20 protein-coding genes are annotated in these 22,053 nt (G+C 68.6%); 8 read left to right on the top strand and 12 right to left on the bottom strand.

Going from position 1 to position 22,053, the window contains the following annotated elements:
• Positions 1-21 precede the first annotated feature (21 nt).
• Genes ACWDTD_RS09910 through ACWDTD_RS09900 form a run of 3 tightly spaced genes read left to right on the top strand, consistent with a single transcriptional unit; the run spans position 22 to position 2,608 of the window.
• On the top strand, positions 22-912 hold the full coding sequence (locus tag ACWDTD_RS09910; RefSeq protein ID WP_449746918.1) for a metal ABC transporter solute-binding protein, Zn/Mn family: 891 nt from the start codon (positions 22-24) through the stop codon (positions 910-912).
• Positions 909-1,718 carry a metal ABC transporter ATP-binding protein gene (locus ACWDTD_RS09905; RefSeq protein ID WP_449746917.1) on the top strand — a complete coding sequence of 270 codons (810 nt, stop codon included), beginning with the start codon at positions 909-911 and terminating at the stop codon, positions 1,716-1,718. Before ACWDTD_RS09910 ends, ACWDTD_RS09905 begins: the two co-directional genes overlap by 4 nt.
• Positions 1,715-2,608 (top strand): metal ABC transporter permease, encoded by an 894-nt coding sequence (locus ACWDTD_RS09900; protein ID WP_449746916.1) that lies wholly within the window; start codon positions 1,715-1,717, stop codon positions 2,606-2,608. Before ACWDTD_RS09905 ends, ACWDTD_RS09900 begins: the two co-directional genes overlap by 4 nt.
• A gap of 15 nt (positions 2,609-2,623) precedes the next feature.
• Here the strand turns inward: ACWDTD_RS09900 and ACWDTD_RS09895 are convergent, their stop codons facing one another.
• A complete protein-coding gene (locus tag ACWDTD_RS09895; RefSeq protein WP_449746915.1) occupies positions 2,624-3,151 on the bottom strand; it encodes a DUF2599 domain-containing protein in 528 nt (175 codons plus the stop codon).
• A 41-nt stretch (positions 3,152-3,192) separates the two neighbouring features.
• Here ACWDTD_RS09895 and ACWDTD_RS09890 point away from each other — a divergent pair, with 41 nt between their 5' ends.
• A complete protein-coding gene (locus tag ACWDTD_RS09890) occupies positions 3,193-4,326 on the top strand; it encodes a beta-mannosidase (protein WP_449746914.1) in 1,134 nt (377 codons plus the stop codon).
• Positions 4,327-4,528: 202 nt separating this feature from the next.
• Here ACWDTD_RS09890 and ACWDTD_RS09885 read toward each other — a convergent pair whose 3' ends face one another.
• From ACWDTD_RS09885 to ACWDTD_RS09870, 4 genes are read right to left on the bottom strand one after another with little or no spacing between them, the layout of a single operon-like run.
• Entirely contained in the window at positions 4,529-6,217 is a 1,689-nt protein-coding gene (locus tag ACWDTD_RS09885) for an ArnT family glycosyltransferase (protein ID WP_449746913.1), read from the bottom strand.
• A complete protein-coding gene (locus ACWDTD_RS09880; protein ID WP_449746912.1) occupies positions 6,214-7,722 on the bottom strand; it encodes a glycosyltransferase in 1,509 nt (502 codons plus the stop codon). The genes ACWDTD_RS09885 and ACWDTD_RS09880 overlap by 4 nt, the downstream gene beginning before the upstream one ends.
• Positions 7,719-9,257: a hypothetical protein gene (locus ACWDTD_RS09875; protein WP_449746911.1), complete on the bottom strand. Its 1,539-nt coding sequence runs from the start codon at positions 9,255-9,257 to the stop codon at positions 7,719-7,721. The genes ACWDTD_RS09880 and ACWDTD_RS09875 overlap by 4 nt, the downstream gene beginning before the upstream one ends.
• Positions 9,257-11,224, bottom strand: coding sequence for a hypothetical protein (locus ACWDTD_RS09870; RefSeq protein ID WP_449746910.1), 1,968 nt, complete (start codon positions 11,222-11,224; stop codon positions 9,257-9,259). The genes ACWDTD_RS09875 and ACWDTD_RS09870 overlap by 1 nt, the downstream gene beginning before the upstream one ends.
• A 440-nt stretch (positions 11,225-11,664) precedes the next feature.
• On the opposite strand from ACWDTD_RS09870, the gene ACWDTD_RS09865 reads away from it, so the two are divergent.
• A complete protein-coding gene (locus ACWDTD_RS09865) occupies positions 11,665-12,492 on the top strand; it encodes an alpha/beta fold hydrolase (protein ID WP_449746909.1) in 828 nt (275 codons plus the stop codon).
• Here the strand turns inward: ACWDTD_RS09865 and ACWDTD_RS09860 are convergent.
• A complete protein-coding gene (locus ACWDTD_RS09860) occupies positions 12,434-14,071 on the bottom strand; it encodes a carboxylesterase/lipase family protein (RefSeq protein WP_449746908.1) in 1,638 nt (545 codons plus the stop codon). The genes ACWDTD_RS09865 and ACWDTD_RS09860 overlap by 59 nt on opposite strands.
• A 51-nt stretch (positions 14,072-14,122) precedes the next feature.
• Between ACWDTD_RS09860 and ACWDTD_RS09855 the strand changes: the two genes are divergently transcribed.
• On the top strand, positions 14,123-14,893 hold the full coding sequence (locus ACWDTD_RS09855; protein ID WP_449746907.1) for a LamB/YcsF family protein: 771 nt from the start codon (positions 14,123-14,125) through the stop codon (positions 14,891-14,893).
• 25 nt (positions 14,894-14,918) lie between these two features.
• On the opposite strand, the gene rlmB is transcribed toward ACWDTD_RS09855, so the two are convergent.
• Genes rlmB through ACWDTD_RS09830 form a run of 5 tightly spaced genes read right to left on the bottom strand, consistent with a single transcriptional unit; the run spans position 14,919 to position 18,977 of the window.
• Complete coding sequence (gene rlmB, locus ACWDTD_RS09850; RefSeq protein ID WP_449746906.1) at positions 14,919-15,872, bottom strand: 23S rRNA (guanosine(2251)-2'-O)-methyltransferase RlmB; 954 nt, start codon at positions 15,870-15,872, stop codon at positions 14,919-14,921.
• 14 nt (positions 15,873-15,886) lie between these two features.
• Positions 15,887-17,275, bottom strand: coding sequence for a cysteine--tRNA ligase (cysS, locus tag ACWDTD_RS09845; RefSeq protein ID WP_449746905.1), 1,389 nt, complete (start codon positions 17,273-17,275; stop codon positions 15,887-15,889).
• Between the two features lie 11 nt (positions 17,276-17,286).
• A complete protein-coding gene (gene ispF, locus ACWDTD_RS09840) occupies positions 17,287-17,751 on the bottom strand; it encodes a 2-C-methyl-D-erythritol 2,4-cyclodiphosphate synthase (RefSeq protein WP_449746904.1) in 465 nt (154 codons plus the stop codon).
• Positions 17,748-18,476, bottom strand: coding sequence for a 2-C-methyl-D-erythritol 4-phosphate cytidylyltransferase (ispD, locus tag ACWDTD_RS09835; RefSeq protein ID WP_449746903.1), 729 nt, complete (start codon positions 18,474-18,476; stop codon positions 17,748-17,750). The genes ispF and ispD overlap by 4 nt, the downstream gene beginning before the upstream one ends.
• Positions 18,477-18,488: 12 nt before the next feature.
• Positions 18,489-18,977, bottom strand: a complete 489-nt coding sequence (locus tag ACWDTD_RS09830; protein ID WP_419222544.1) for a CarD family transcriptional regulator — start codon at positions 18,975-18,977, stop codon at positions 18,489-18,491.
• Between the two features lie 328 nt (positions 18,978-19,305).
• Here ACWDTD_RS09830 and ACWDTD_RS09825 point away from each other — a divergent pair, with 328 nt between their 5' ends.
• Together ACWDTD_RS09825 and radA are read left to right on the top strand one after the other, a co-directional pair.
• Positions 19,306-19,986: a hypothetical protein gene (locus ACWDTD_RS09825; protein ID WP_449746902.1), complete on the top strand. Its 681-nt coding sequence runs from the start codon at positions 19,306-19,308 to the stop codon at positions 19,984-19,986.
• Positions 19,987-20,052: 66 nt separating this feature from the next.
• A complete protein-coding gene (gene radA, locus ACWDTD_RS09820) occupies positions 20,053-21,432 on the top strand; it encodes a DNA repair protein RadA (protein ID WP_449746901.1) in 1,380 nt (459 codons plus the stop codon).
• A gap of 9 nt (positions 21,433-21,441) precedes the next feature.
• On the opposite strand, the gene ACWDTD_RS09815 is transcribed toward radA, so the two are convergent.
• Complete coding sequence (locus tag ACWDTD_RS09815; protein ID WP_449746900.1) at positions 21,442-22,047, bottom strand: PaaI family thioesterase; 606 nt, start codon at positions 22,045-22,047, stop codon at positions 21,442-21,444.
• Positions 22,048-22,053 lie beyond the last annotated feature (6 nt).

Genomic DNA, 22,053 nt, shown 5'->3' with positions numbered 1-22,053 from the left:
CATTAGCGAAAGATGGACAAGATGAAGCGTGTGATGGGTGCGGTGGCGATGTTGGCGACCGGTCTGCTGGTCGTGATCGTCGCGGGATGCTCGAGCGGTTCGGGTACCGCGTCGGACGGCAAGCCCACCGTGGTGACCTCCACGAATGTCTGGGCTGCGGTGGCGTCCGCGGTCGCCGGCGAGGACGCGACGGTCACCGCGCTCTACTCCGACCCGTCGGGCGACCCGCACGAGTTCGAACCCTCGGCGGTCGACTCCGCGAAGGTCGCCGACGCCGACGTGGTGGTGATGAACGGCGGCCACTACGACGAGTACATGGAGAAGGCGTCGCAGCAGACCTCGGGCACCGTGATCAACGCGTTCGAGGTGATGGGCGGCGCGAAGGACGCCAACGAGCACGTCTTCTACAACCTGCCGGTGGTCGGCGAGGCGGCCACCAAGATCGCCGACGCGCTGGCCGACAAGGACCCGTCGCATGCCGCCACCTATCGGGCCAACGCCACCGCATTCAACGGCAAGATCGACGGCCTGCGCACCGAACTCGCCACCATCAAGGCCGCCCACGACGGAACCCGGGTGGCCCAGACCGAACCGCTGGCCGCCTACCTACTGACCGAGGCGGGACTCGTCGACGCGGCGCCGGCCGGGTTCACCGCCGCGGTCGAAGAAGGTCAATCGCCTTCGGCGGCCGACCGCGCCGCGATGCAGGATCTGCTCACCGAACGCAAGGTGAGTGCCCTGATCTACAACACCCAGGCGGTGGACTCGGTGACCGAGGCGTTGCTGGCGGTGGCAAAGTCTGCCAACGTTCCGGTGGTGGACTTCACCGAAACCCTCCCCGAGGGCGTGACCGACTACATCACCTGGCAGCAGAAGCAGATCGCCGCGCTGTCGGCGGCCCTGGCGAAGTGACGGGCCCGACCCCGGCCGGGAGCACGACACCGGTCGCGCGGTTCTCCCATGCGCGGCTCGCATTCGGCGACCGTGTGCTGTGGGACGACCTCGACCTCGACATCGCGCCCGGTGAGTTCGTCGCCGTCCTGGGCCCCAACGGCTCGGGCAAGACGTCGTTTCTGCGTACGCTGCTGCACCAGTACCCGCTCAACGCCGGGGAACTGACCGTGACCGATGCGATCGGTTACATCCCGCAGCAGCACGCCGACGACGCCGACCCGATGGCCATGCGAGGTCGTGACCTGGTGGGGTTCGGCGTGGACGGCGCCCGTTGGGGTATGGGACTGCGGGGATGGCGACGGCGACGCGAACGCGTCGACGCGGCGCTCGCCGAGGTGGGCGCCACCACCTACGCCGACGCCCCGGTGGGCCTGCTCTCCGGCGGCGAACAGCAGCGGTTACGCATCGCGCAGGCGCTCACCACCGACCCGCGCCTGCTGCTGTGCGACGAGCCGCTGGCCAGTCTCGACCCCGCCAATCAGGAACGGGTGGTCGAACTCATCGACGCCCACCGGAAGAAGGCTGGCACCGCGGTCGTGTTCGTCACCCACGAGATCAATCCGATCCTCCCCTACGTCGACCGCGTGCTCTACCTGGTGGGCGGGCGCTTCCGCATCGGGACCACCGCCGAGGTGATGACCAGCGAAACGCTCACCGAGCTCTACGGCAGCGACGTCGAGGTGTTGCGCGTCCACGGCCGCCTGGTGGTGATCGGCGGTGAGGACGCCCATCACTGCGCGGCACCGGATTCGCCGGCATCATGACCACCACCCATCTGGCCACCGACGTCTCCTGGAGCGACTTCTGGGACTTCTCGGTGACCGCGCAATTGCTGCACTACGACTTCGTGCTGCAGGCGCTGCTCGCGCTGACCCTGCTGGGCCTGCTCGGCGGGGTGCTGGCACCGCTGATCGTGGTGCGGCAGATGTCGTTCGCGGTGCACGGGGCCAGCGAACTGTCGGTGACCGGCGCGGCCGCCGCGCTACTCGCGGGCGTCAGCGTCAATGTGGGAGGCGTGATCGGCGCGGTGATCGCCGCCGCGGTGTTCGGCTTGATGGGAAATCGCGCCCGCGAACGTGATTCGGTGATCGGCGTGGTGATGGCCTTCGGCCTCGGACTCGGTGTGCTGTTCCTGGCGCTCTACGGCCGGATCGGCACGGGCTTCGCACTGCTCACCGGCCAGGTGGTCAGCGTGGGTGTCGAGGGTCTGCGGGCGATCGCGATCACCACCGTCGTGGTGCTGGCGGTATTGAGCGTGATCTACCGGCCATTGCTGTTCGCATCGGTGGACCCGCGGGTGGCTCAGGCCGGCGGTGTGCCGATGCGGACGCTGTCGGTGGTCTTCGCGATCATCATGGGCCTGGCGTGCGCGCAGGGCGTGCAGATCATCGGCGCCCTGCTGGTGATGTCGCTGATGATCACGCCGGGTGCCGCGGCGGCACGCATCACCGCCAACCCGACGCGGGCGGTGCTGTGGTCGGTGCTCTTCGCCGAGATCGCGGCGGTCGGCGGGTTGCTGCTCTCGCTGGCCCCCAAACTGCCCGTCTCGGTGTTCGTCACCACCATCTCGTTCGTGATCTACCTGATCTGCCGTTGGGTAGGTGGCCGCCGCCGCCACATCACCCGACGCGAATCCGCCACCGCCGCTTCGTAAGCCGCACGACCAAACTCACTCCTCGGGGCCGCCGGGATTGCAGCGCGTGGCGATCATCTGCTGGCGATCCACCACGGGCCGGCCGGGTTCGATGTTCCAGCTCGGCTTGTCCGGCTCCACCGCCCGGGCGAAATCCCAGTGACAGTCGAATTGCGCCTGCATGCCGGGGGTGTTCGCCCGTGGCGCCAGCGCCAGCACCTCCGACCACGCCACCGAAGCCCCGTCGTAGGAGGTGCTCGCCCGGCCCGACGGGGTGGGATAGATCTGCAGGCTCGGGCCCACAGCCGTGTCGACCCACGTGACGTGGTCGATGTAGGGCGGCCGGTGGAACGGGTCGACGAAGGGTATCGGGGGCGAAACGACGGCCGGCGAGGGTGCCGTGACCACCGCACTGCGGGTCTGCGGCGAGCTGGTGCCCGTCGAACCGGCCGGCGACGCGGTGTTGTCCGACGACGTGTTGTCCGACGACGAGCACCCGGCCGCGGTGGCCGCGCAGACGGCGATGGCAAGGGCGGTCGCGCCCAGCCGCCGACGGGAGGTCATTGCACCGACCGTAGCCGACGGCCGGGCGTATGCTCCGGCACATGGTCGGGTATTCGTTGCGCCGGTGGCGCAATGTGGCCGGGGTGTTGTGCATCGTCGGCGTGCTGTGCATGGCCGTCGCCTGCACCCGCCCCACCACACCGCAGGGGTCGGCGACCTCGGGTGGCAACCGTCTCAAGGGTCGGGTGACCACCACTTCGACCGGCCTCGTCCTCGACGGATCGCCGTGGTGGCCCAGCGGTTTCAACGCCTACCAGCTGGGCACCGACTGGTCGATCAACGTGGGTTGCGGCGCGATGGTCGATCTCGACGACTACTTCGGAAAACTGCCGCCGCGAGCCCTGACGCGGTTCAATCTCTATTCGGCCTTCGCCGTCCACCGCGACAGCGGACTACTCGATTTCTCCCGACTCGACGCCGTCTTCGCCGCCGCCGAACGCCACCACCAGATGGTGCTGCCCGTGCTGGCAGGCAGCAGCGGCGACTGTGAGGACGAGAAATTCAAGGACCGCTCCTGGTACGAGAGCCGATGGCGCACTGCGCGCGGTCCCGGTGGTGTGACGTATTCCGACTGGGTGACCACCGCCGTTGACCGCTGGAAGGGCTCACCGGTGATCGCGGGCTGGGAGCCGGTGGGCGAGCCCGAGGCCAGCATCTGCGGCCCCGCCGGCTGCCACTGGCACGACCGGCTGTGCCCGCCGGGCGGGGCCGAGGTCCTCCGTCACTTCTTCGACGCGGTCGGTGCACAGTTGCGTGCGATCGATCCCGATCGCCCGATCTTCTCCGGTTTCGTCGGCGGTGATCAGTGCGGGCTGGCCGGCGCCGAGTTCGCGCGGGTGGCCGCCTCCGACGGCCTCGATGTGCTCGACTTTCATGATTACAGCGTCGACGGCGCCGCCGGCCCGGCGGGCAGCGATCTCCCGGCACGCCTGGCCCAGGCCCGAGAACTCGGAAAACCACTGGTGGTCAACGAGGTCGGCGTCAACGCCGGGAGTTGCCGCGGGGTCGCCCAACGTGCACAGATGTTCCGGTCACGACTGGAGAACTATCGTTCCGCAGGAGTCGCGGGAGCGTTGCTGTGGGCGTTCGTCCCCGACCCGCGCGCAGACGAGTGCACCTTCGACATCGGACCCGACGACCCGGCGTGGGACGTCGTGGACAAGACAATCACCTGAGTAGGCGGTGCGAATCCGACCTCATGTTTGCCGTGCGGGAGGGCCATCACCGGGAGCTGCGTCACACACAGCAGTCGGGGGACGTACAGAACGGGCGGCTCTCAGACACTCGGCCCGCACCAGCGCGGGTCGCGTTCACGAGAGGCGCCCATTCTGTACAGATTTCGCGGCACCACGCCACCATTCACCACCACGCCACCATTCAGCGCGGCACCGGCGACGTCACCCGATACACCCGCCAGTCGGGCAGGTCCGCGCCCTGATTGCGCGCCTCCAGCACCAACGCCGAGATCTGGGCACCGTTCTCGTAGAGCGTCGGGAAGCGGACGTTGAGTGCGTCGGAAGTGCCGCGGCCGTCCGACGGGACCGCCAGCATGTAGCGCACCCCATGCGCGGCCGGGTCGTTGAGAATCTCGGTGAAATCCTGATCCGAGGGGATCACGAATTGCTTGGGGTGCCGTGATTGGGCCACCACGCCGAACCCGTAGACCGTGTCGGTGAGCACGCTCCCCTCGGGAAGGTCGAGGCTGTCGAAGTACTCGGCGAGAAGACGTTCGGTGGAGAACGATCGCAAGATCTGCTGGGAGTCGAGGTAACGCTTGCTCGTCGAATCCGGTCGTGGACGGACCACCGCCGTGTACGCGAACTCCTGCGGCGCGAATTTCGGCGATCTCATGCCGAGCAGGGTCACCGGGATCGCGACGGCGACGACCGTGATCGCGACCGCCGCCGCGGCGACGTAGCGGCGACCGCGGCCTGCTCCGGGATCGACGGCCGGCTGCTGCGCACTTCGGCCGGGACGGCGCACCGGTTCGGCACGACGCGCAGGCACCACGAGCAGGGCCGTGACCGCCGACAGCAGGACCACGGTCAGGTAGAAGCGGAGGAAACCGAACGTCGAACCCCGTGCGTAACTGTAGATCTGGAACCCCAGCACCGCGCCGATGATCAACACAGGCACCGCCAGCGAGATCAACCGATTGCGATGTGCGCGAACCCAGACCACCAGGACGAGCAACAACCCGTACAGCGGGGCGAGGATGAGCAACTCGGTCGCCGAGAACCCGAGTGCCTGCAGCCCACCTGTCGATCCGGAGCCACCGGATTCGCGGATGATCGCCACGTTGCCGTACTCGGAGGTGAACTGGGCGAACAGGTTCCCGGTGATCAGCCAGCTCGCGAATGCCCACGCGATGAAGGCCACCGCGCTGGGCGCCGCGACGAGCACCATGTCGAGTAGACCCGCCTGGACCCGATCGCGCCGTCGCGACTCTCCACCGCGTGCGGCGCGCCGGTAGGTGAGGGCCGCGACGAAGATCCCGGTGACCAGCGCGGCGGCCGCGGCCTCGTACCGGGTGAGATAGGCGAGCCCCAACGCGACGCCCGCGACGATGAGTTCGTGCACGTCGTCGGTGTCGACCCAGCGGATGAGGCGTCGGATGGCCCACGCGAGGAAGAACAGATACGGGGCCTCGCTCATCCCGTTGGCGGCGTACATCACGATCATCGGGTCGATGGCGAAGCAGATCGCCACCGCGGCGGTCAGGTATCGCGGCACTCCCCGGTCGCGCGCGATGCCGGTCACCTGCACCACTGCGCCCGCCATGAACGCCGACGACATGATCACCGCCGACAACGAATCCGTGGTGACCTGCGGCCACCACGGCGACAGCGCGATCAGCGGCAACTGCACCACCGCGGTCAGCGGCGTGAAGATGAATCCGATCGCCGCGAGGTGGGGGTCGCGACTGAACAACACACTCTGCGCGGACTGCACCCGCGACAGCGAATCGCCGAAGTACACGTGGGCGAAGGCGGCGAAATACACCCCGATCGCGAGGTAGACCAGCCACGCTCCGAGAAAGATCCACAAGCCCGGGCGCCTGCTCACGTCGACGTCCCGTCGTTCGACGACAAGCCGTGTGCGGTCTTCTCCCAGTACGACGGGTTGAACAGCATCTGCCACATGCCCTTGATGGCGGCCACGCTCATCATCACCCAGTACAGCGGGACGATCAGACCCGACCACATCAGGCCCGGGCGCCCGTCCTCACGGATCGCGATCAGGGTCATGTAGATCGCGGCACTGTTGCCGACGATCAGCGAGATCAGCGCGAGATAGTAGATCGGCCCGGGGAACAGGTCGGCGATCACCGCGGGCTGACCGGCCAACCACACCAGCAGGATCAGCCAGAACACCATGTTGAGGCACGCGATCACCGGGGTGCCGGCGATCAGCAGGGTGAACCGGAGCCATCCCATGAAGCCGAGGGTGCGGTAGAGCTCCCTGGGTGTGCGCATGTGCACCAGCCAGGTCTGCATGTAGCCCTTGTACCAACGGGATCGTTGCCGAATCCAGTTGATGGGATCGACATTGGCCTCTTCGAGCGTCACCGAATCCAGCACCGCGGTGCGATAACCGTAGCCGGCGATCCGCACCCCGAGATCGGCATCCTCGGTGACGTTGAACGGGTCCCACGCGCCGATCTCGTCGAGCACCGCGCGGCGGAAGTGATTCGACGTGCCGCCCAACGGGATCGGCGCCTTACTCGCCATCATCCCGGGCAGCAGGTAGCCGAACCAGATGCCGTAGTCCGCGGTGAACCACTGGGTGAGGATGTTGTCGTAGACGTTGTGGAAACTCAGCTTTCCCTGGATACAGACCACTGAGTCGTCGTCGAGGTCGGCGAAGGCCGCGATCACCCGACGTAACTGCAACGGGTCGGGTTTGTCCTCGGCGTCGTAGATGGTCACGATGTCGCCGGTGGCGAAATGCAGACCGTAATTGCAGGCCTTCGGTTTTGTGCGCGGCTGTGCGGGCGGGGTCAGCACGACGGTGACGGAGTTGTTGCGCGACACCTCGTTTGCCGCCGCGATGGTCGGCTCGTCGTCTTCCTCGAGGAGCAGCAGCACCTGGAGTTTGTCGGCGGGGTACTCGAGCGATTCCACAGCCGCGATCAGCTGACCCACCACCTCGGGTTCACCGTAGGCCGGAACGAGGACGGTGTACGGCGGCAACTGGTCGTCGGGTATCGCCCGCGCCCGTTCGTCGGAGATCTTGATGGCGCCGTTGACCAGACCGCGCCGGAAGATCACCAGCCGGTCGAGCAGCGACAGAATGTAGCCGACGGTGGCGATGGAGACCAGCGTGGCGGCGGTGCCGACGGTCCAGAACACGAAGCAGATCACCAGCACGACGACGATCGCCGCGCCGATGATCTTCTGGCCGCGGCTGAACGCGATCGACGCCGACTTCTGCGGGTTGCGCGTACGCAGCCCGTTGACCGCGTCGTCGAGCGCGGCTTGCCGGTAGGATTCGTCGGACAGACGTTGCGCGACAGTCGAATTGACGTCCACCACGGATTCGGAGCGCGCGCCGGACTGTTTGTCGGTCACGATGCCCCTGCCTGCGGTATGGACGCCACCTGCGCGTCGATGAGGTCGTTGGCGGCACCGACCAGCAGTGCCTCGTCCTTCAGATTCGGCTTGAGGTCCTCGACCACCGAATTGCCGCGCAACACGGCGGTGACGAGCGTGTTGAGGTTCTGCACCACGGTGAGTTTCGGCTCGGGGAACGGCGCCCAGGTCTCGTGGTTGTCGACGGCCCAGAGGGTCACCTGCTGGGTGTAAGTACCGTTGTTCCATTCCCACCACAGCAGGTTGTAGGTGAGATAGTTGGTGTCGTCGACGACCGTGAACACGCGGCCGGTGACGTTGTGCGCCAGCGGGATCTGCTTGCGCGGACTGATCCGGTCGCCGACGAGGTCGTAAATGAAGATCAGCGGATACAACTGCAGCGCAACCGGTCTGGCGGTCTCGATGCTGTCGGCCACCACCTTGCGGGGTCGTGCGAACTTGTCGAACGCCGGATCCCCGTCGCGCTGTACCAGTTCTTGGCGCACCAGCAGCGAATTCGGCCCGTAGAGCCGGGACACCCAGTCGTACTCCCGCGCTCCGGTGAGTTGCACCCAGTCGGACGGCACGGTCAGGGGTGGGCGGGTGTTCAGTCCGGGAACGTAAACACTCGGCGGCCCGTCCAGCGGTGGTACCCGGACGAAGAACGAGAGCACGGTGACCACCAGCAGGCAGGCCCACGGTCCGCGGCCCACCTGCGCCACGGCCGGCGGGTAGAGGGGCCTGTCGAACGGACGGGGCGAAGCATTGCGCCGCCGAGCGACATAGGCGACCACCCCGGTGACGAGCACGCAGCCCACGGGCGGCAGGGTCTGAAAGACCCAGGTGGGCGCGCTCGGATGGACGAGCTGGACGGCGAAGAGCAGGATGACGCCCACCCCGCCGGCGATGAGCCCGCCGGCCACCGCCAGGCGGCGCGTGCGACCAACCGCGATCATCGATGCCATGACGGCGAGGATGACCATCGCCGCTCCCGCGGCGAACGGTGTGCCCCCCAACATGAGCAGCGCCAGGATGCGCATCGGGATCGGGAACACCGACAGCCCGAGGAGCCACACCCAGCGGTACCGTGCCACCGGTCGCAGTCCGAACAGCAGGACCGAGGCGCCCAGGACGAATCCCCACAGTCCGAGCAGGTCCAGGTGGGTGACGAAATAGATTCCGCCGGTGAACCGTGGGGCCAGCAGTGCGTCGGTGCTCAGCGACAGGCCCAGCAGGATGACGCCGACGATGACATCGGTCTGCCGGTCGTAGATCGGCAGCTCGGGACCACGGCGCAGGGTCACACCGTAGGCGGCCATCGCGGTCAGCAGCAGCGCCGCCGGCACGTAGGTGATCACCGTCTGCGACCGTATTCCCTGGAGCACCGAGTCCAGGTGGCTCCAGTAGGCGATCACCGTGGCCGCCACGAGGATCACCCAGCGGACGGCCAAGACCCGGACGGTGTGTTCACCCTGCCGATGGCCGTGGTCGGGCGGATCGTGGGACGCCTCGACCGGGGCTGTCGCCGCCGTCATCACGCTGCGTCGTCGGGGGTGTCGGGCTCGTCGGCCCGCCGTCGCCGCAGCGTGAGCGCCGCGACCAATGCGGCCAGCACCAATCCGCCGGCCACCACACCGACCGCGACCGCCCAGCCCCAGTCGTGCGACGACGACGGGGCTTGCCCCAGCGCGTCACTCGACAGGTAGACCGGATCGTTGCCCGCGATCTTGAGTGCGGCATCACCGATCGCCGTCGACCACCGGTCACTCGATCCCAACCACACCAGCAGCGCGTCGAGGTCGGCGGCATCGTTGGTCGAGGTGGCCACCACGATGCTGCGATCACCGGATCGGGTGACCTGAACCGAACCGAACTCGACCTGCGGCGACAGCGTCACCTTGCTGGTGGCTCCCGACCCCGACGACACCGACACCGTCCCGGAGTTCTCGGTGACCGGGAGGTTCAGCCCGCCGGGCAGGCCGGTGCCGTCGGCGGCGATGATCAGGGCGGGTTGCGACGACGACGCGGCGTCGGACACCGACACCACGTCGACGCCCACCGGGACCGCCGACAGTCGCTGCTGGGCAGTCATGATCGATACGGCGCGGGAGACGTCGGGCACGTCACCCTTGGTCCACGCCACCTGGGTCCGGGGCATCAGGGCCTGCGGAAGCGAACCGAACCCCGGCGGCACCGGCGGGTCGGCAGGCTCGGATCTGATCTCGCCCGACGCCGACAGGCTCAGCGAACTGCGTACCCCGTTGCCACAGCCTTCGCGTAGATCACCGCGCTGCAGGGTGACGGTGAGATTGTTGAACCGCTCGAGCTGGTTGTCGGGAAGGGTCACCCACTGATTGAAGGTGCCCGAGCTGTCGGTGGGGATGGTCGCGATGACATCGTCGCCGAGTGTCACCGACAGCACACCCGTCGACCCCGACGGCCCAGGCGTGTACGAGCCGGTGAGCTGTACCCGGATGTTGCGCGAAGGTCGCGCCAGGCGGGTCTGATCGATCCCGATCGACACCGACGGCCACGCCGCCGATGTCACCGTCTGGTTGGTGATACCCAGGTCGGCGAGCGTCTGGACATTGGGCGCCAACTGCGGCGCGAGGTTCAGCGTGCCGGCGACCGCCGCGGAGCTCTGAGCGATCGGCGCGAGGTTGGACGTGAGGAACTGCGCCTGCGCCGAGAGTTGGGACGCCGGACCACCCAGCAACAGGTAGGGCGCACCGCCCGGCGATGTCCGCAGCGTGAGACCGGGCGGCGCCGACGTGTTGACGACGATCTGACGCTCCAGCGGTCCCGGGGTGTCCGGTGGTGTCAGGGTGCCGCGAGGCAGCGAACGCACCTCGATGCCGAAGTCCGCGGTTCCGTAATTGCCGGCGACGGCGGTGGCCAACTGGACTGCGGCGGCCCCCTCCACTTGCTGCACGTCGTCGGGCAGGTAGATCGCCAGATTCCGCAGGATCGGCGGCAGGAACGAGGCCACGGTCTGCGGAATCGCCTCGCGCCCGGTGAATGCGACGGTGGCATTGCGGATGCGGAATCCCTGGTCGGGGTCGAATTGGCAGGTCCCGTCCACCGTCAGGTACGAACGAAGAGTCAATGCGGCCGCATTCTGCTCCACATCGACACCGCGCAGGGGCAACGCGATCGGAGCATTGGGTGCCCGCGAGATCGGTGTGCGCGAGAGAACCCGGTCACCCTGCACCACGTCGACCTCGCCGCCGGTGACGAACGGGGGTACATCGGTCACGCCGCTCAGGACATCCGGCGAGAGATCCTGCGGCACCGGCAACGTGAGGCTGGCCTGACCCTGCTGACCGCTGAAGGTCAAGGTCGGGGACACCCCGACGGCCTGCAGCGACAGCGGCGGTGGCGGGTCGCCCGGTGCGGCCGATGCACGTGGAACGCCGGCGAGCGCCATTGCGCCGAGGAGCAGGAAGACCGCGGACAGTGCCGTGGGGATCTTGAGTGAGTGTCGCGCGCGTCGAATGGTCATCGAGTCCTCTGTCGAAGCCGAACACGGAATCGTCGACAACCCACTTACCGCCGCTGATGAGCCCGTGCTTCACAAACCTGTCTTCACAAAACCAGTCTTCACAAAACCGCTGTTTCCCTGACCAGAGGCTTCACCCATCTATTGGTGAACTCACACGTCGGCATATCCACGAAACCGCATGCAACCAAAGTCCTTCGTCCCCACGCTACTCAACGCGGCTTGATGGCGTAGCGCAACTGTCGCTCCGCGGGCGGCGGCACGGTCGTTTCGTGCCTTTCGCGTGCGCAGCGTTGCCGTTTCGAGTCCGATCCGTGTCCGTTCGGCTGCGATTACTCTGGGACCATGGGCGCCATGTCTGCGCTCAGCCACACCTGGTTTCGTCGTGTCCGGAGGCCGAGCGCTGCCCCGCGGAACACGCACCTCCCGGTGGTGGTGCGGACATGATCGGAACGCGACCCGGTTCTGGCCATTCGGCGCTGCGAGCGGGTGAACGCATCGACGGCGGCAGCTATCTCGACATCGACGGTCGCCTCGTCTGGCACTTCGAGTCCGGTGATCCGCACGGTCACCCGACGGTCCTGGTGCACGGCGCCTACGCGTCGGCGGCCACTTGGGGAGCACAGATCTCGGAGTTCGCCGACTCCGGGTTGCACGTCTTCGTGCCCGAGCGAAGCGGACACGGGCACAGTCCGGACCGGTCCGGGCCGTACACGTTCGACGACATGACCGATCAGGTCATCGGCTATCTGGACCGGGTGATCGGCGGACCGGCGCACCTGGTGGGCTGGAGCGACGGTGGCGTCGTGGTCTTACGCATCGCGCTGCTGCGCCCCGACCTGGTGCGCCGGGTGGTCGCCACCTGCAGCTACGTGAACCTCGACGGCGCCGCGCCGTCGGACTTCATAGAGCGCGCCGCGCGGCGCGAGCCGTCCATCGTCGACTTCGTGCGGGCCGGATTCCTCGAATCGTCACCGGACGGACTCACCGAGTTCGACGAGATCTACGACAAGACGCTGGACCTGCTGAGCTCCGGCCCGCACTATCGGGTCGACGACTTCGCCGGGGTGAGCGCGCCGACCCTTGTCGTCGCCGCCGACCGCGGGGTGGTACGTCTCGAGCACGCCACCGCGCTGGCGCGGGTCATGCCCCGGGGTCGGCTGGCGGTATTGCCCGGCACCCACATCCTCCCGGTGGAATCGCCGGAGTTGTTCAATCCCCTGGTGTTGTCGTTTCTCGCTGCGGATCCGCCGAGTCACTGGGAACCGTGACCACCGGTTCCCGCCCGGTGTCACCACCGGGCGGGGTGGCGTGTGCCCGCTGCCACGCCGCGCGGCGACCGGCATCGGGGTCGGCTTCCACCTGGTCGTGCCGGTCGATCACGAGAATCTCGCGGTCGGCGTCGACGTAGCGCGGCCAGTCGTCGCCGGGGATGCCCGTGCGGGCGAATCCGCCCCACCGCGACTGCACGTCGGCGGTGACGCGCCCCGCATCACGCCAGTCGCCCACCGCGAGTCCCACGCCGAGCGGGAGCCGGTATGCGCCGAAGACGGCGAACAGTTCGGTGGCATGTGTGGCCCCCACGCCGGCGAGGTCGAGAGCCCGGGTCGAGAAGTCGAAGCGGTAGACGTAGGTGGGTGCGGTGGCGCTGTGCGCGTCGGCGAAAGTGATGGTCGGCGCCCAGAAGGTGGCGTCGGCGGATAGCCGCAGCCGGTCGGCGGCGCCACCCTCGTACTCGCCGATCACCTCGTCGCGGGCACCGGCGTCCTCCACCCGCACCAACGCTCGTTCGGCATCGGGCAGCATGTTGAAGAACTTGTCGAACAGCTTGCCCTCGTCGCGATTGGTGCCGATCACGAGCGGAACCGGATGGGTGCCGCCGTGGCGCGCCGCCACCAGCGGCAGCGCGGGCAGCAGTTCACCTCCGGCCACCGGTCCGAACGGAACCGGTGCCATCAGGTCGGCGTGACGCGCGAAACGCATCAGCCGATTGCCCGCGCGGAAAATCTCGGCCGGTTCGGCGCCGTCGAGCAATTCGCGTGCCCGCGCTGGGTCGATCGGCTCGCCACGGTCGGCGACGGAGGAGGCACGCCGCGTGGGATCGGCCAGGATACGCACAAACTCGTCGGCGTAGATGGCGGCTTCGTGTTTGGCGACGATGAGGTCGGGTGCCGGGCTCTCGGCGATGGCCCGGTGGAACAGTCCCGCCGCGGCCGGGGTGGACAGCAGGGCCAGCACCGAACTGGCGCCCGCGCTCTCGCCGAACACCGTCACGTTGTCGGGGTCGCCGCCGAAGGCGTCGATGTTGCGCTGCACCCAGCGCAATGCGGCGAGATGGTCGGCGAGACCTGGGTTCTCGGCGAAGGTGCGCTCAGGAGTCGAGTACCCGCTGAAGTCGAGCATCCCGAAGGCGCCGAAGCGGTACTGCACGGTCACCACCACCACGTCCTGTGACCGTGCCAGCAGCGAGGCGTCGTAAAGCGGGGTGGCGGTGGTGCCCAGGATGTACGCGCCACCGTGGATGAACACCATCACCGGCCGGGGTGCGGTGGAGGCGGTCTCCGGGGAGAACACGTTGAGGGTGAGACAGTCTTCGCTCATCGGCTGGTAGCGGCCGGGCGCGATGGCCGCGAAGCGTCGCTCCTGAATCGCTGCGTCGCCGAAACGGGTGCAGTCACGCACCCCGGGCCAGGCCAGCACCGGCTGCGGGTCGGCGAACCGGCCGCCACCCACCGGTGGCGCCGCGAAGGGAATGCCGCGCCAGCTGATGGTGCCGCGTCGCAGGCGCCGGCCCCGCCGGCCGCGTACGAGTCCGTCTGCGGTGCGCACCGTCATGTCGAGCAAGGTCATCGTTCCAACCTAACGAACGCCGATCCGGTGTGAGCCACCTACCATGGCGGCATGACCGACGGCGCGATCACCGATGACGGTGGGACGTCCATCGACCTCAACGCCGACCTCGGTGAGGGCGTCGGCGACGACGAGGCGATGCTGACGCTGGTGACCAGCGCGAACATCGCGTGCGGCTTCCACGCGGGCACCCCGGCCGAGTTGCTGGCCACCTGCCGCGCGGCCGTCGAGTCCGGGGTGCGGATCGGGGCGCAGGTGTCCTACCCCGACCGCGCGGGTTTCGGTCGACGTTTCATGGACATCGCGCCCGCCGAACTCACCGCCGACATGCTGTATCAGATCGGTGCGCTCGAGGCGATCGCACGATCCGCCGGCGGGTCGGTCAGTTACGTGAAACCCCATGGCGCGCTGTACAACACGATCGTCAACCACGAACGGCAAGCCGCTGCGGTGGTGGCCGCGATGCGCGAGTACGACGGGTCGCTGGCGCTGATGGGCCTGCCCGGATCGCAGGTGCTGCGCGCGGCGTCGGACGCGGGTATCCCCATCATCACCGAGGCATTCGCCGACCGCGCCTACACGCCCGAGGGCACGCTGGTGCCGCGTACCGAGGCCGGGGCGGTACTCGCCGACAGTGCGCAGATCGCGGGCCGGGTGGTGGAGCTGGTGCAACGCGGAACGTTGACGGCCGTCGACGGGTCGACGATCCGGGTGCGTGCGGAGTCGGTGTGCCTGCACGGCGACACCCCGGGCGCGGTGGCCCATGCCCGTGCGGTCCGAGACGCGCTGGTCGGGGCCGGAATCGGAGTGCGGACGGCGTGACGCCCGGGGAAGGGCCGGGCGGTCCTCAGACGTGGCGGCGCTGGCGGGCGAACTCGGCGAGCACCACGCCCGCGGCCACCGACGCGTTGAGGCTCTCCACGTCGCCGGCCATCGGGATGGACAGGATGGAGTCGCAGGTCTCGCGGACCAGCCGCGACAGCCCCTTGCCCTCGGAGCCGACGACGATCACCGTCGGCCCGGTTCCGTCATAGTCGTCGAGGCTCATCGCGCCCTCGGTGTCGAGGCCGACGATCTGAGCGCCGGTTGCCGCCCAATCCTTCAGTGTCCGAGTCAGATTGGGTGCCTGCGCCACCGGCAGCCGTGCCGCGGCGCCGGCACTGGTGCGCCAGGCCACGGCGGTGACACTGGCGCTGCGGCGCGCCGGGATGAGCACACCGTGACCGCCGAAAGCGGCCACCGAGCGGATCACCGCACCCAGGTTGCGCGGGTCGGTGATGTTGTCGAGCGCCACCAGTAGCGGCGGCGTGCCACTCTCGATCGCGGCAGCCATGAGGTCGTCGGGGTGCGCGTAGGAGTATTCGGGAACCTGCAGGGCGATGCCCTGATGCAACCCGTTGGCCGACAACCGGTCCAGCTCCGGCTTGCCCACCTCGAGGATCGCGATGGCGTGGTCACCGGCGATCTTCACCGCCTCGGCCACGCGGTCGTCGGGTTCGGAGTTGGTCGCCAGATACAACGCGGTCGCGGGCACCCCGGCGCGCAGGCATTCGAGCACCGGGTTGCGACCCAGCACGTATTCGGGACCGTCGTCCTTGCGTCGCGGACCGGGCCGCCCCGCAACGTTTTTCGAGTTGGCCTTGGCCCGCTTGTGCGCCGGGTGATACGGACGGTCGACGGCCTTCGGCGTGGCGCCGCGACCCTCGAGCCCGCGTCTGCGCTGACCGCCGGAGCCGACGGTCTGCCCCTTCTTGGAACCCGACTTGCGTACCGCACCGCGGCGCCTGGAGTTGCCTGCCATTGCGTACCCCTGCCCTACTGACCCTTGAGTGCCCAGGTGGGCCCGTCGGGAGTGTCGGTGACCTCGATTCCCGCTTCCGACAACCGATCCCGCACGGCGTCGGCGGTCGCCCAGTCTTTCTCCGCACGCGCTTGCACCCGGCGACGCAACTCGGCGTCGACGAGCACGTCGAGCGCCGACATCGCCGACGAGTCGTCGCCGGTTTCGGCCCAGTGCGCGTCGAGCGGGTCGACGCCGAGCACACCCATCATCGCGCGTACCGAGGCGGCCGCGGCCAACGCGGCCTCGCCGTCACCGGATTCCAGTGCCGTATTACCTTGTCGCACAACGTTGTGAACGATCGCCAGTGCCGCCGGCACCCCGAGGTCGTCGTCGAGTGCGGCCGCGAAATCGGGGTGCACCTCGCCGACGGACACGTCACCGGCACGCGAGGCGACGCGGTCGATGAACGACTCGACCCGACGGTATCCGGCGGCCGCCTCGGTGAGGGCGCCGTCGGAGTACTCCAGCATCGAGCGGTAATGGGCGCTGCCCAGGTAGTACCGCAGTTCGACGGCCCGCACCCGTTGGAGCATCGCCGGGATCGACACCACGTTGCCCAGCGACTTGCTCATCTTCTCGCCGCCCATGGTGACCCACCCGTTGTGCAGCCAGTACCGCGCGAACGGGTCCCCGGCGCCGTGCGCCTGCGCGATCTCGTTCTCGTGGTGCGGAAACACGAGATCCATTCCGCCGCAATGGATGTCGAACTCAGGACCGAGGAGCGACGTGGCCATCGCGGAGCATTCGAGATGCCAGCCCGGCCGGCCCCGGCCCCACGGCGTGGGCCACGACGGTTCGCCGGGCTTGGCCGCCTTCCACAGGGTGAAGTCGCGGGGATCGCGTTTGCCCTCCCCGGCACTCTCCCCCTGGTGCACGTCGTCGAGGCGATGGCCGGAGAGTTGGCCGTAGTCGGGTTGGCTGAGCACGTCGAAGTAGACGTTGCCCTGCGCGGCGTAGGCGTGGCCGCGGTCGATGAGCCGCTCCATGTACTCCACCATCTGCGTGATGAAGCCGGTGGCTCGCGGCTCGCCGGACGGCGGCAGCACCCCGAGGGCGTCATAGGCCGCGGTGAACTCGCGCTCGTGGGTGGCCGCCCACTCCCACCACGGACGTCCCGCGTCGGCGGCCTTGCGCAGGATCTTGTCCTCGATGTCGGTCACGTTGCGGACGAACAGCACGTCGTTGCCGCGGTATTCGAGCCAACGGCGCAACACGTCGAAAGCGATGCCGCTGCGCACGTGACCGATGTGGGGAACGCCCTGCACGGTGGCGCCACACAGGTACACCGTCACTCGTCCGGGGCGCAGCGACTCGAAGTCGCGCACCTCGCGGGCAGCGGTGTCGTACAAGCGCAGGGTCACGACGTGCGATTCTACCGGTCGTCGAGCAGGGCGGTCGCCACGGCCGCGACACCCTCGCCCCGACCGGTCATGCCCAGCCCGTCGGTCGTGGTCGCCGACACCGACACCGGCGCGCCGAGCGCGTCACCGAGCACCTGCTGCGCCTCGGCGCGGCGGGGACCGATCTTCGGTCGGTTGCCGATCACCTGGACGGCCCCGTTGACCACCGTGTATCCGGCTTCGGAGACGAGTTGCGCCACGTGGGCGAGCATCCGCACCCCCGACACGCCCGCCCACTCGGGTCGCCCGGTGCCGAATACCGAACCGACGTCCCCGAGGCCCGCGGCCGAGAGCACCGCGTCGCAGAGTGCGTGGGCGCCCACGTCGCCGTCGGAGTGTCCGGCGCAGCCGGGTGTGTCCGGAAAGAACAGGCCCACCATCCAGCACGGCGACTCGGGGTCGACGACGTGTGCGTCGGTACCGATGCCGACCCTCATGATTCCGCCCACTCTCGTGACCCGGTCGCGGTCGGGGCGCTCGCCTCGGCCACCACGATGTCTCGCGCGATCCGCAGATCCCACGGCGTGGTGATCTTCAGTGCGAGGGGATCACCGGCGACGACGTGCACGGCGATGCCGCAGCGTTCGGCCAGACCGGCATCGTCGGTGGCCAGACCGGAAGCGTCCGCGTGCGCGCGGTCGAGGGCGTCGCGGGTGAAGCCCTGCGGTGTCTGGATGGCGCGCAACGGTTCGCGGTCGACGGTCCGGATCACCGCTTGGGCTCCGTCGGTGCCGGGAGCACCGACCTGCTTGAGGGTGTCGGCGACGGGAAGTCCGGGCACCACGGCACGATGGCCCGCGGCGACGGCGGCGATGACACGCTCGAACACCGCGGCCGGGGTGAACGGCCGGGCGGCGTCGTGCACGAGCACCACGTCGACGTCGTCGGGGAGTGCGTCGATCCCGGCCCGGACGGATTCGGATCGGTGAGCACCACCGGCCACCACCAGCACGTCGTCACCGACAAGGCGTGACGCGTCGGCCACGAGGTCGGCGGGCACCACCACGACGACGGTCGAGGCGACACCGGCCGCCCGCACACCGTCCACACACCACTGCAGAATGGTGCGGGAGCCGACGTCGACGAACGCCTTGGGTACCGGCTCACCGAGCCGGGTGCCCGATCCCGCGGCGGGGATCACCACTCCGACGGTCGGCATCATCGACGCCGCTCGTCAGGACGCGGCGGCCAGGACCTCGTCGAGAATGGTGGTCGCCTTCTCGTCGTCGGTGTTCTGGGCCAGCGACAGCTCGTCGACCAGCACGCGACGAGCACGGGTCAGCATGCGCTTCTCCCCCGCGGACAGGCCACGGTCCTGCTCGCGGCGCCACAGGTCACGCACGATCTCGGCGACCTTGATGATGTCGCCGGAGATCAGCTTCTCCTGATTCGCCTTGAATCGGCGGGCCCAGTTGGTGGGCTCCTCGGTGTGGGGCGCGCGTAGTACCTGGAAGACCTGATCGAGTCCCTCTTCGCCGACGACGTCGCGTACGCCGACGTATTCGAGCTTGGTGGAGGGAATCTGGACCGTCATGTCACCATCGGCAACCTTGAGGACGAGGTATTCGATCTGCTCACCCTTGATGGTCCGGGTCACGATGTCTTCGACCCGGGCAGCACCGTGATGGGGGTAGACAACGGTGTCGCCAACTTTGAAATTCAATGTTCCATGCCCCTTTCGAGTAGGGCCAGTCTAGCACGGGGGTGTTTTGGGGCACACCCAACGGTGCAGGTCAACGCCCTACACGCTCGTCGGCGTGGGTGTTCGGGCTGGTGCGGGCCGCTCCCATAACAGGGGTTGAGGTCACGCGCAAGACCTGGTTGCACACGCCACCTGACCCGCCCTCGCGGCGGCACCCGAACGCGGGCCGGGACGACTCGTCGGGACCAATCTGGCACCCCGTCGGGCTTTTGGGTGCCCGGCCCACTACGCTGCGTAGTGCAGGGTTCGCGCGGGCGCGATTCGGCTTTCGATCTCCTGGGAGGAACAGGTGTCTGTGTCATCTCGAAATGGGTTGCCCCAGCCGGGCAGTCGGCGTGTGCGCCGGCTGGCGCAGGCCACCGCCGTGGCCGCCGCCGGGATCGCCATCGCGCTCGGCACCACCGGGTGCGGCGCCGGACAGATCTCCCAGACCGCCAACCAGCTCCCCGCGGTCAACGGCGCCAACGCCAACCTGGGCCAGATCGAGTTGCGCGACGTGCAGATCATCTACCCCACCGACAACGCGGCCGAGGTGTTCGACAAGGGCGGTCCGTTCCAGCTCTCCTGGGTCATCGCCAACGGCAGCGACACCAACACCTATCGCCTGCTCAACGTCACCGCCAAGCAGGGCACGGTCACTCTGAGCGGCAAGTACGACATCATGCCCGGCAAGTCGCTGCGCGCCGGCTATCCCGCCGCGCTGATCGCGCCCGAGAACGCCGCCGACGCCGAGAAGCGGATGACCGCCACCCTCGACGGCACCGGCGACACCGTCGCCGTCGGACTGACCACCCCGCTCACATTCACCTTCGCGCAGGTCAACCCCGACGGGTCGACGGTTCCCGCCGGCGACGTCACCGTGACCACGCCGGTCGATTCCGGAACCCTGCTGACGCGGCAGGACAAGGTCCGCGAGGCCGAGCAGCCCGCCGACGAACACGCCTACGAGCAGGAACTGCCCGGGCACTGATCGTCGATGTCCGACGTTCGGGGGCGCTTGACCCGAGTTGTCCGTGGCCGCCTCTAGGCTGACGCCGTGGCCAAAACGAAAACCTCCTTCCGCTGCAGTTCCTGCGGTCATCAGGTGGCCAAATGGGTGGGCCGCTGCCCGGACTGCGGCGAGTGGGGCACCGTCGACGAGTCGGTCAGCGCGGCCCCGGCGGCCGCGTCGCGGCACGCCGCGGTGGCCCCGTCGAGTCCGGCGCTGCCGATCACGCGGGTGGATGCGGCCGGCTCGGTCGCCATCCCGACCGGGGTCGGTGAATTCGACCGCGTGCTCGGGCGTGGCGTGGTTCCCGGATCGGTGATCCTGCTGGCCGGTGAACCCGGCGTCGGCAAGTCCACGCTGCTGCTCGAAACGGTCAAACACTGGGCGCGCGGCGGACGACGAGCGCTGTATCTGACCGGCGAGGAGTCCGCCGGGCAGGTGCGGATGCGCGCCGAGCGCACCGACGCCGTGCACGAGAACGTCTATCTGGCCGCCGAAACCGACCTGGCCACCATCCTCGGACACGTCGACGCGGTGGCGCCGAGCCTGCTCGTCGTCGACTCGGTGCAGACCGTCGTGGCCGCGGGCACCGACGGCGTGACCGGCGGGGTGACCCAGATCCGCGCGGTCACCACCGCCCTGGTGTCGCTGGCAAAGAACCGTGGGATCGCGGTGGTGCTGGTGGGGCACGTCACCAAGGACGGCGCGGTGGCCGGCCCGCGGTCACTCGAGCACCTTGTCGACGTCGTGCTCTCCTTCGAAGGCGACAAACACTCCGCGCTGCGGATGGTGCGCGGCATCAAGAACCGGTTCGGCGCCGCCGACGAGGTGGGCTGCTTCGAACAACGTTCCGACGGCATCCACGAAGTGCCCGATCCGTCGGGAATGTTTCTGCACCAACGAGATTCGGATACCCCCGGTACGGCGAACATGGTCACGATGGACGGCCGGCGGGCGTTGGTCGGCGAGGTGCAGTCGCTGTCGAATCCGACGACGATGGCCAATCCGCGCCGCGCGGTGTCCGGGTTGGATCAGCCGCGCGTGCTGATGGTGCTGGCCGTGCTGCAGGCCCGGATGAAGATGCCGCTGCACGAACGGGAGATCTACGTCGCCACCGTCGGCGGCATGCGCGTCACCGAACCCGCCGCCGATCTGGCGATCGCACTGTCGGTGGCGTCGGGTCAGCGCGGCATGGTGATCCCGCATACGACGGTCGCGATCGGCGAGGTGGGTCTGACCGGCGAGGTGCGCCGGGTGACGTCGGTGGGCCGGCGGGTCGCCGAGGCCGCACGACTCGGCTTCCGGCATGCGATCGTGCCCGAGGCCACCGACGACGAATTGCCGTCGGGCATGCGGATCAGCCGGGCGCGCGACGTGGAATCGGCCATCGCGGCGGCCACGCTCACCGTCGTCGATGCCTCGTTCTGAGCGGTCGCGCTACGGCCGCGACAGCCGTCGCTTGTGCTCGTCGGAGAGTCCGCTGTTGGCGAGGTGGTCGGCGAAGTGGTCGCGGGCGTCGATGGTGACGAAAATGCTGTGCCCCACGGCAACCGGCTGCTGCGGGTCGCCGAGGTGGCCGATGGCCTCGACGTAGATCTTGCGCCGCTGTTTGCCGAGGATGCGCGCCCGCAGATGCAGCGTGGAACCGATGGGCACGGGTGCGATGAAGTCGACCTCGAGATGCACGGTGATCGCGGCAGGCCCCACGAGCAGCGGGGCGGTACCCATCACCTCGTCCATCGCCGTGGACAGGATGCCCCCGTGGATGACGCCGGGACCGCCTTCCATCCGCGCTTCCACCGTCATCTCGGTCTCCACGGCGAATTCCTCTGCCACACTCTCTTCTGGCGCACTCTCTTCTGCCGCGCGCACCACCAGGTGAAGTCCCTGCGCGGAGTCCGCCCCGCAGCCGAAGCACAGCGGATTGTGCCTACGGATGGGTTCGCCCGGCGCGGGCGCTTTGGGGTGCCGCTGCAGCGGGTCGAGGTGGGCGGGCACCGCGAACTCTGTTCTCACGTGCCGATACCCTAGTCTCGCGATCATCGGTGA

The sequence above is a fragment of the Gordonia sp. NPDC003425 genome (assembly GCF_053588635.1).
This window is presented reverse-complemented; position numbering and strand designations above follow the sequence as displayed.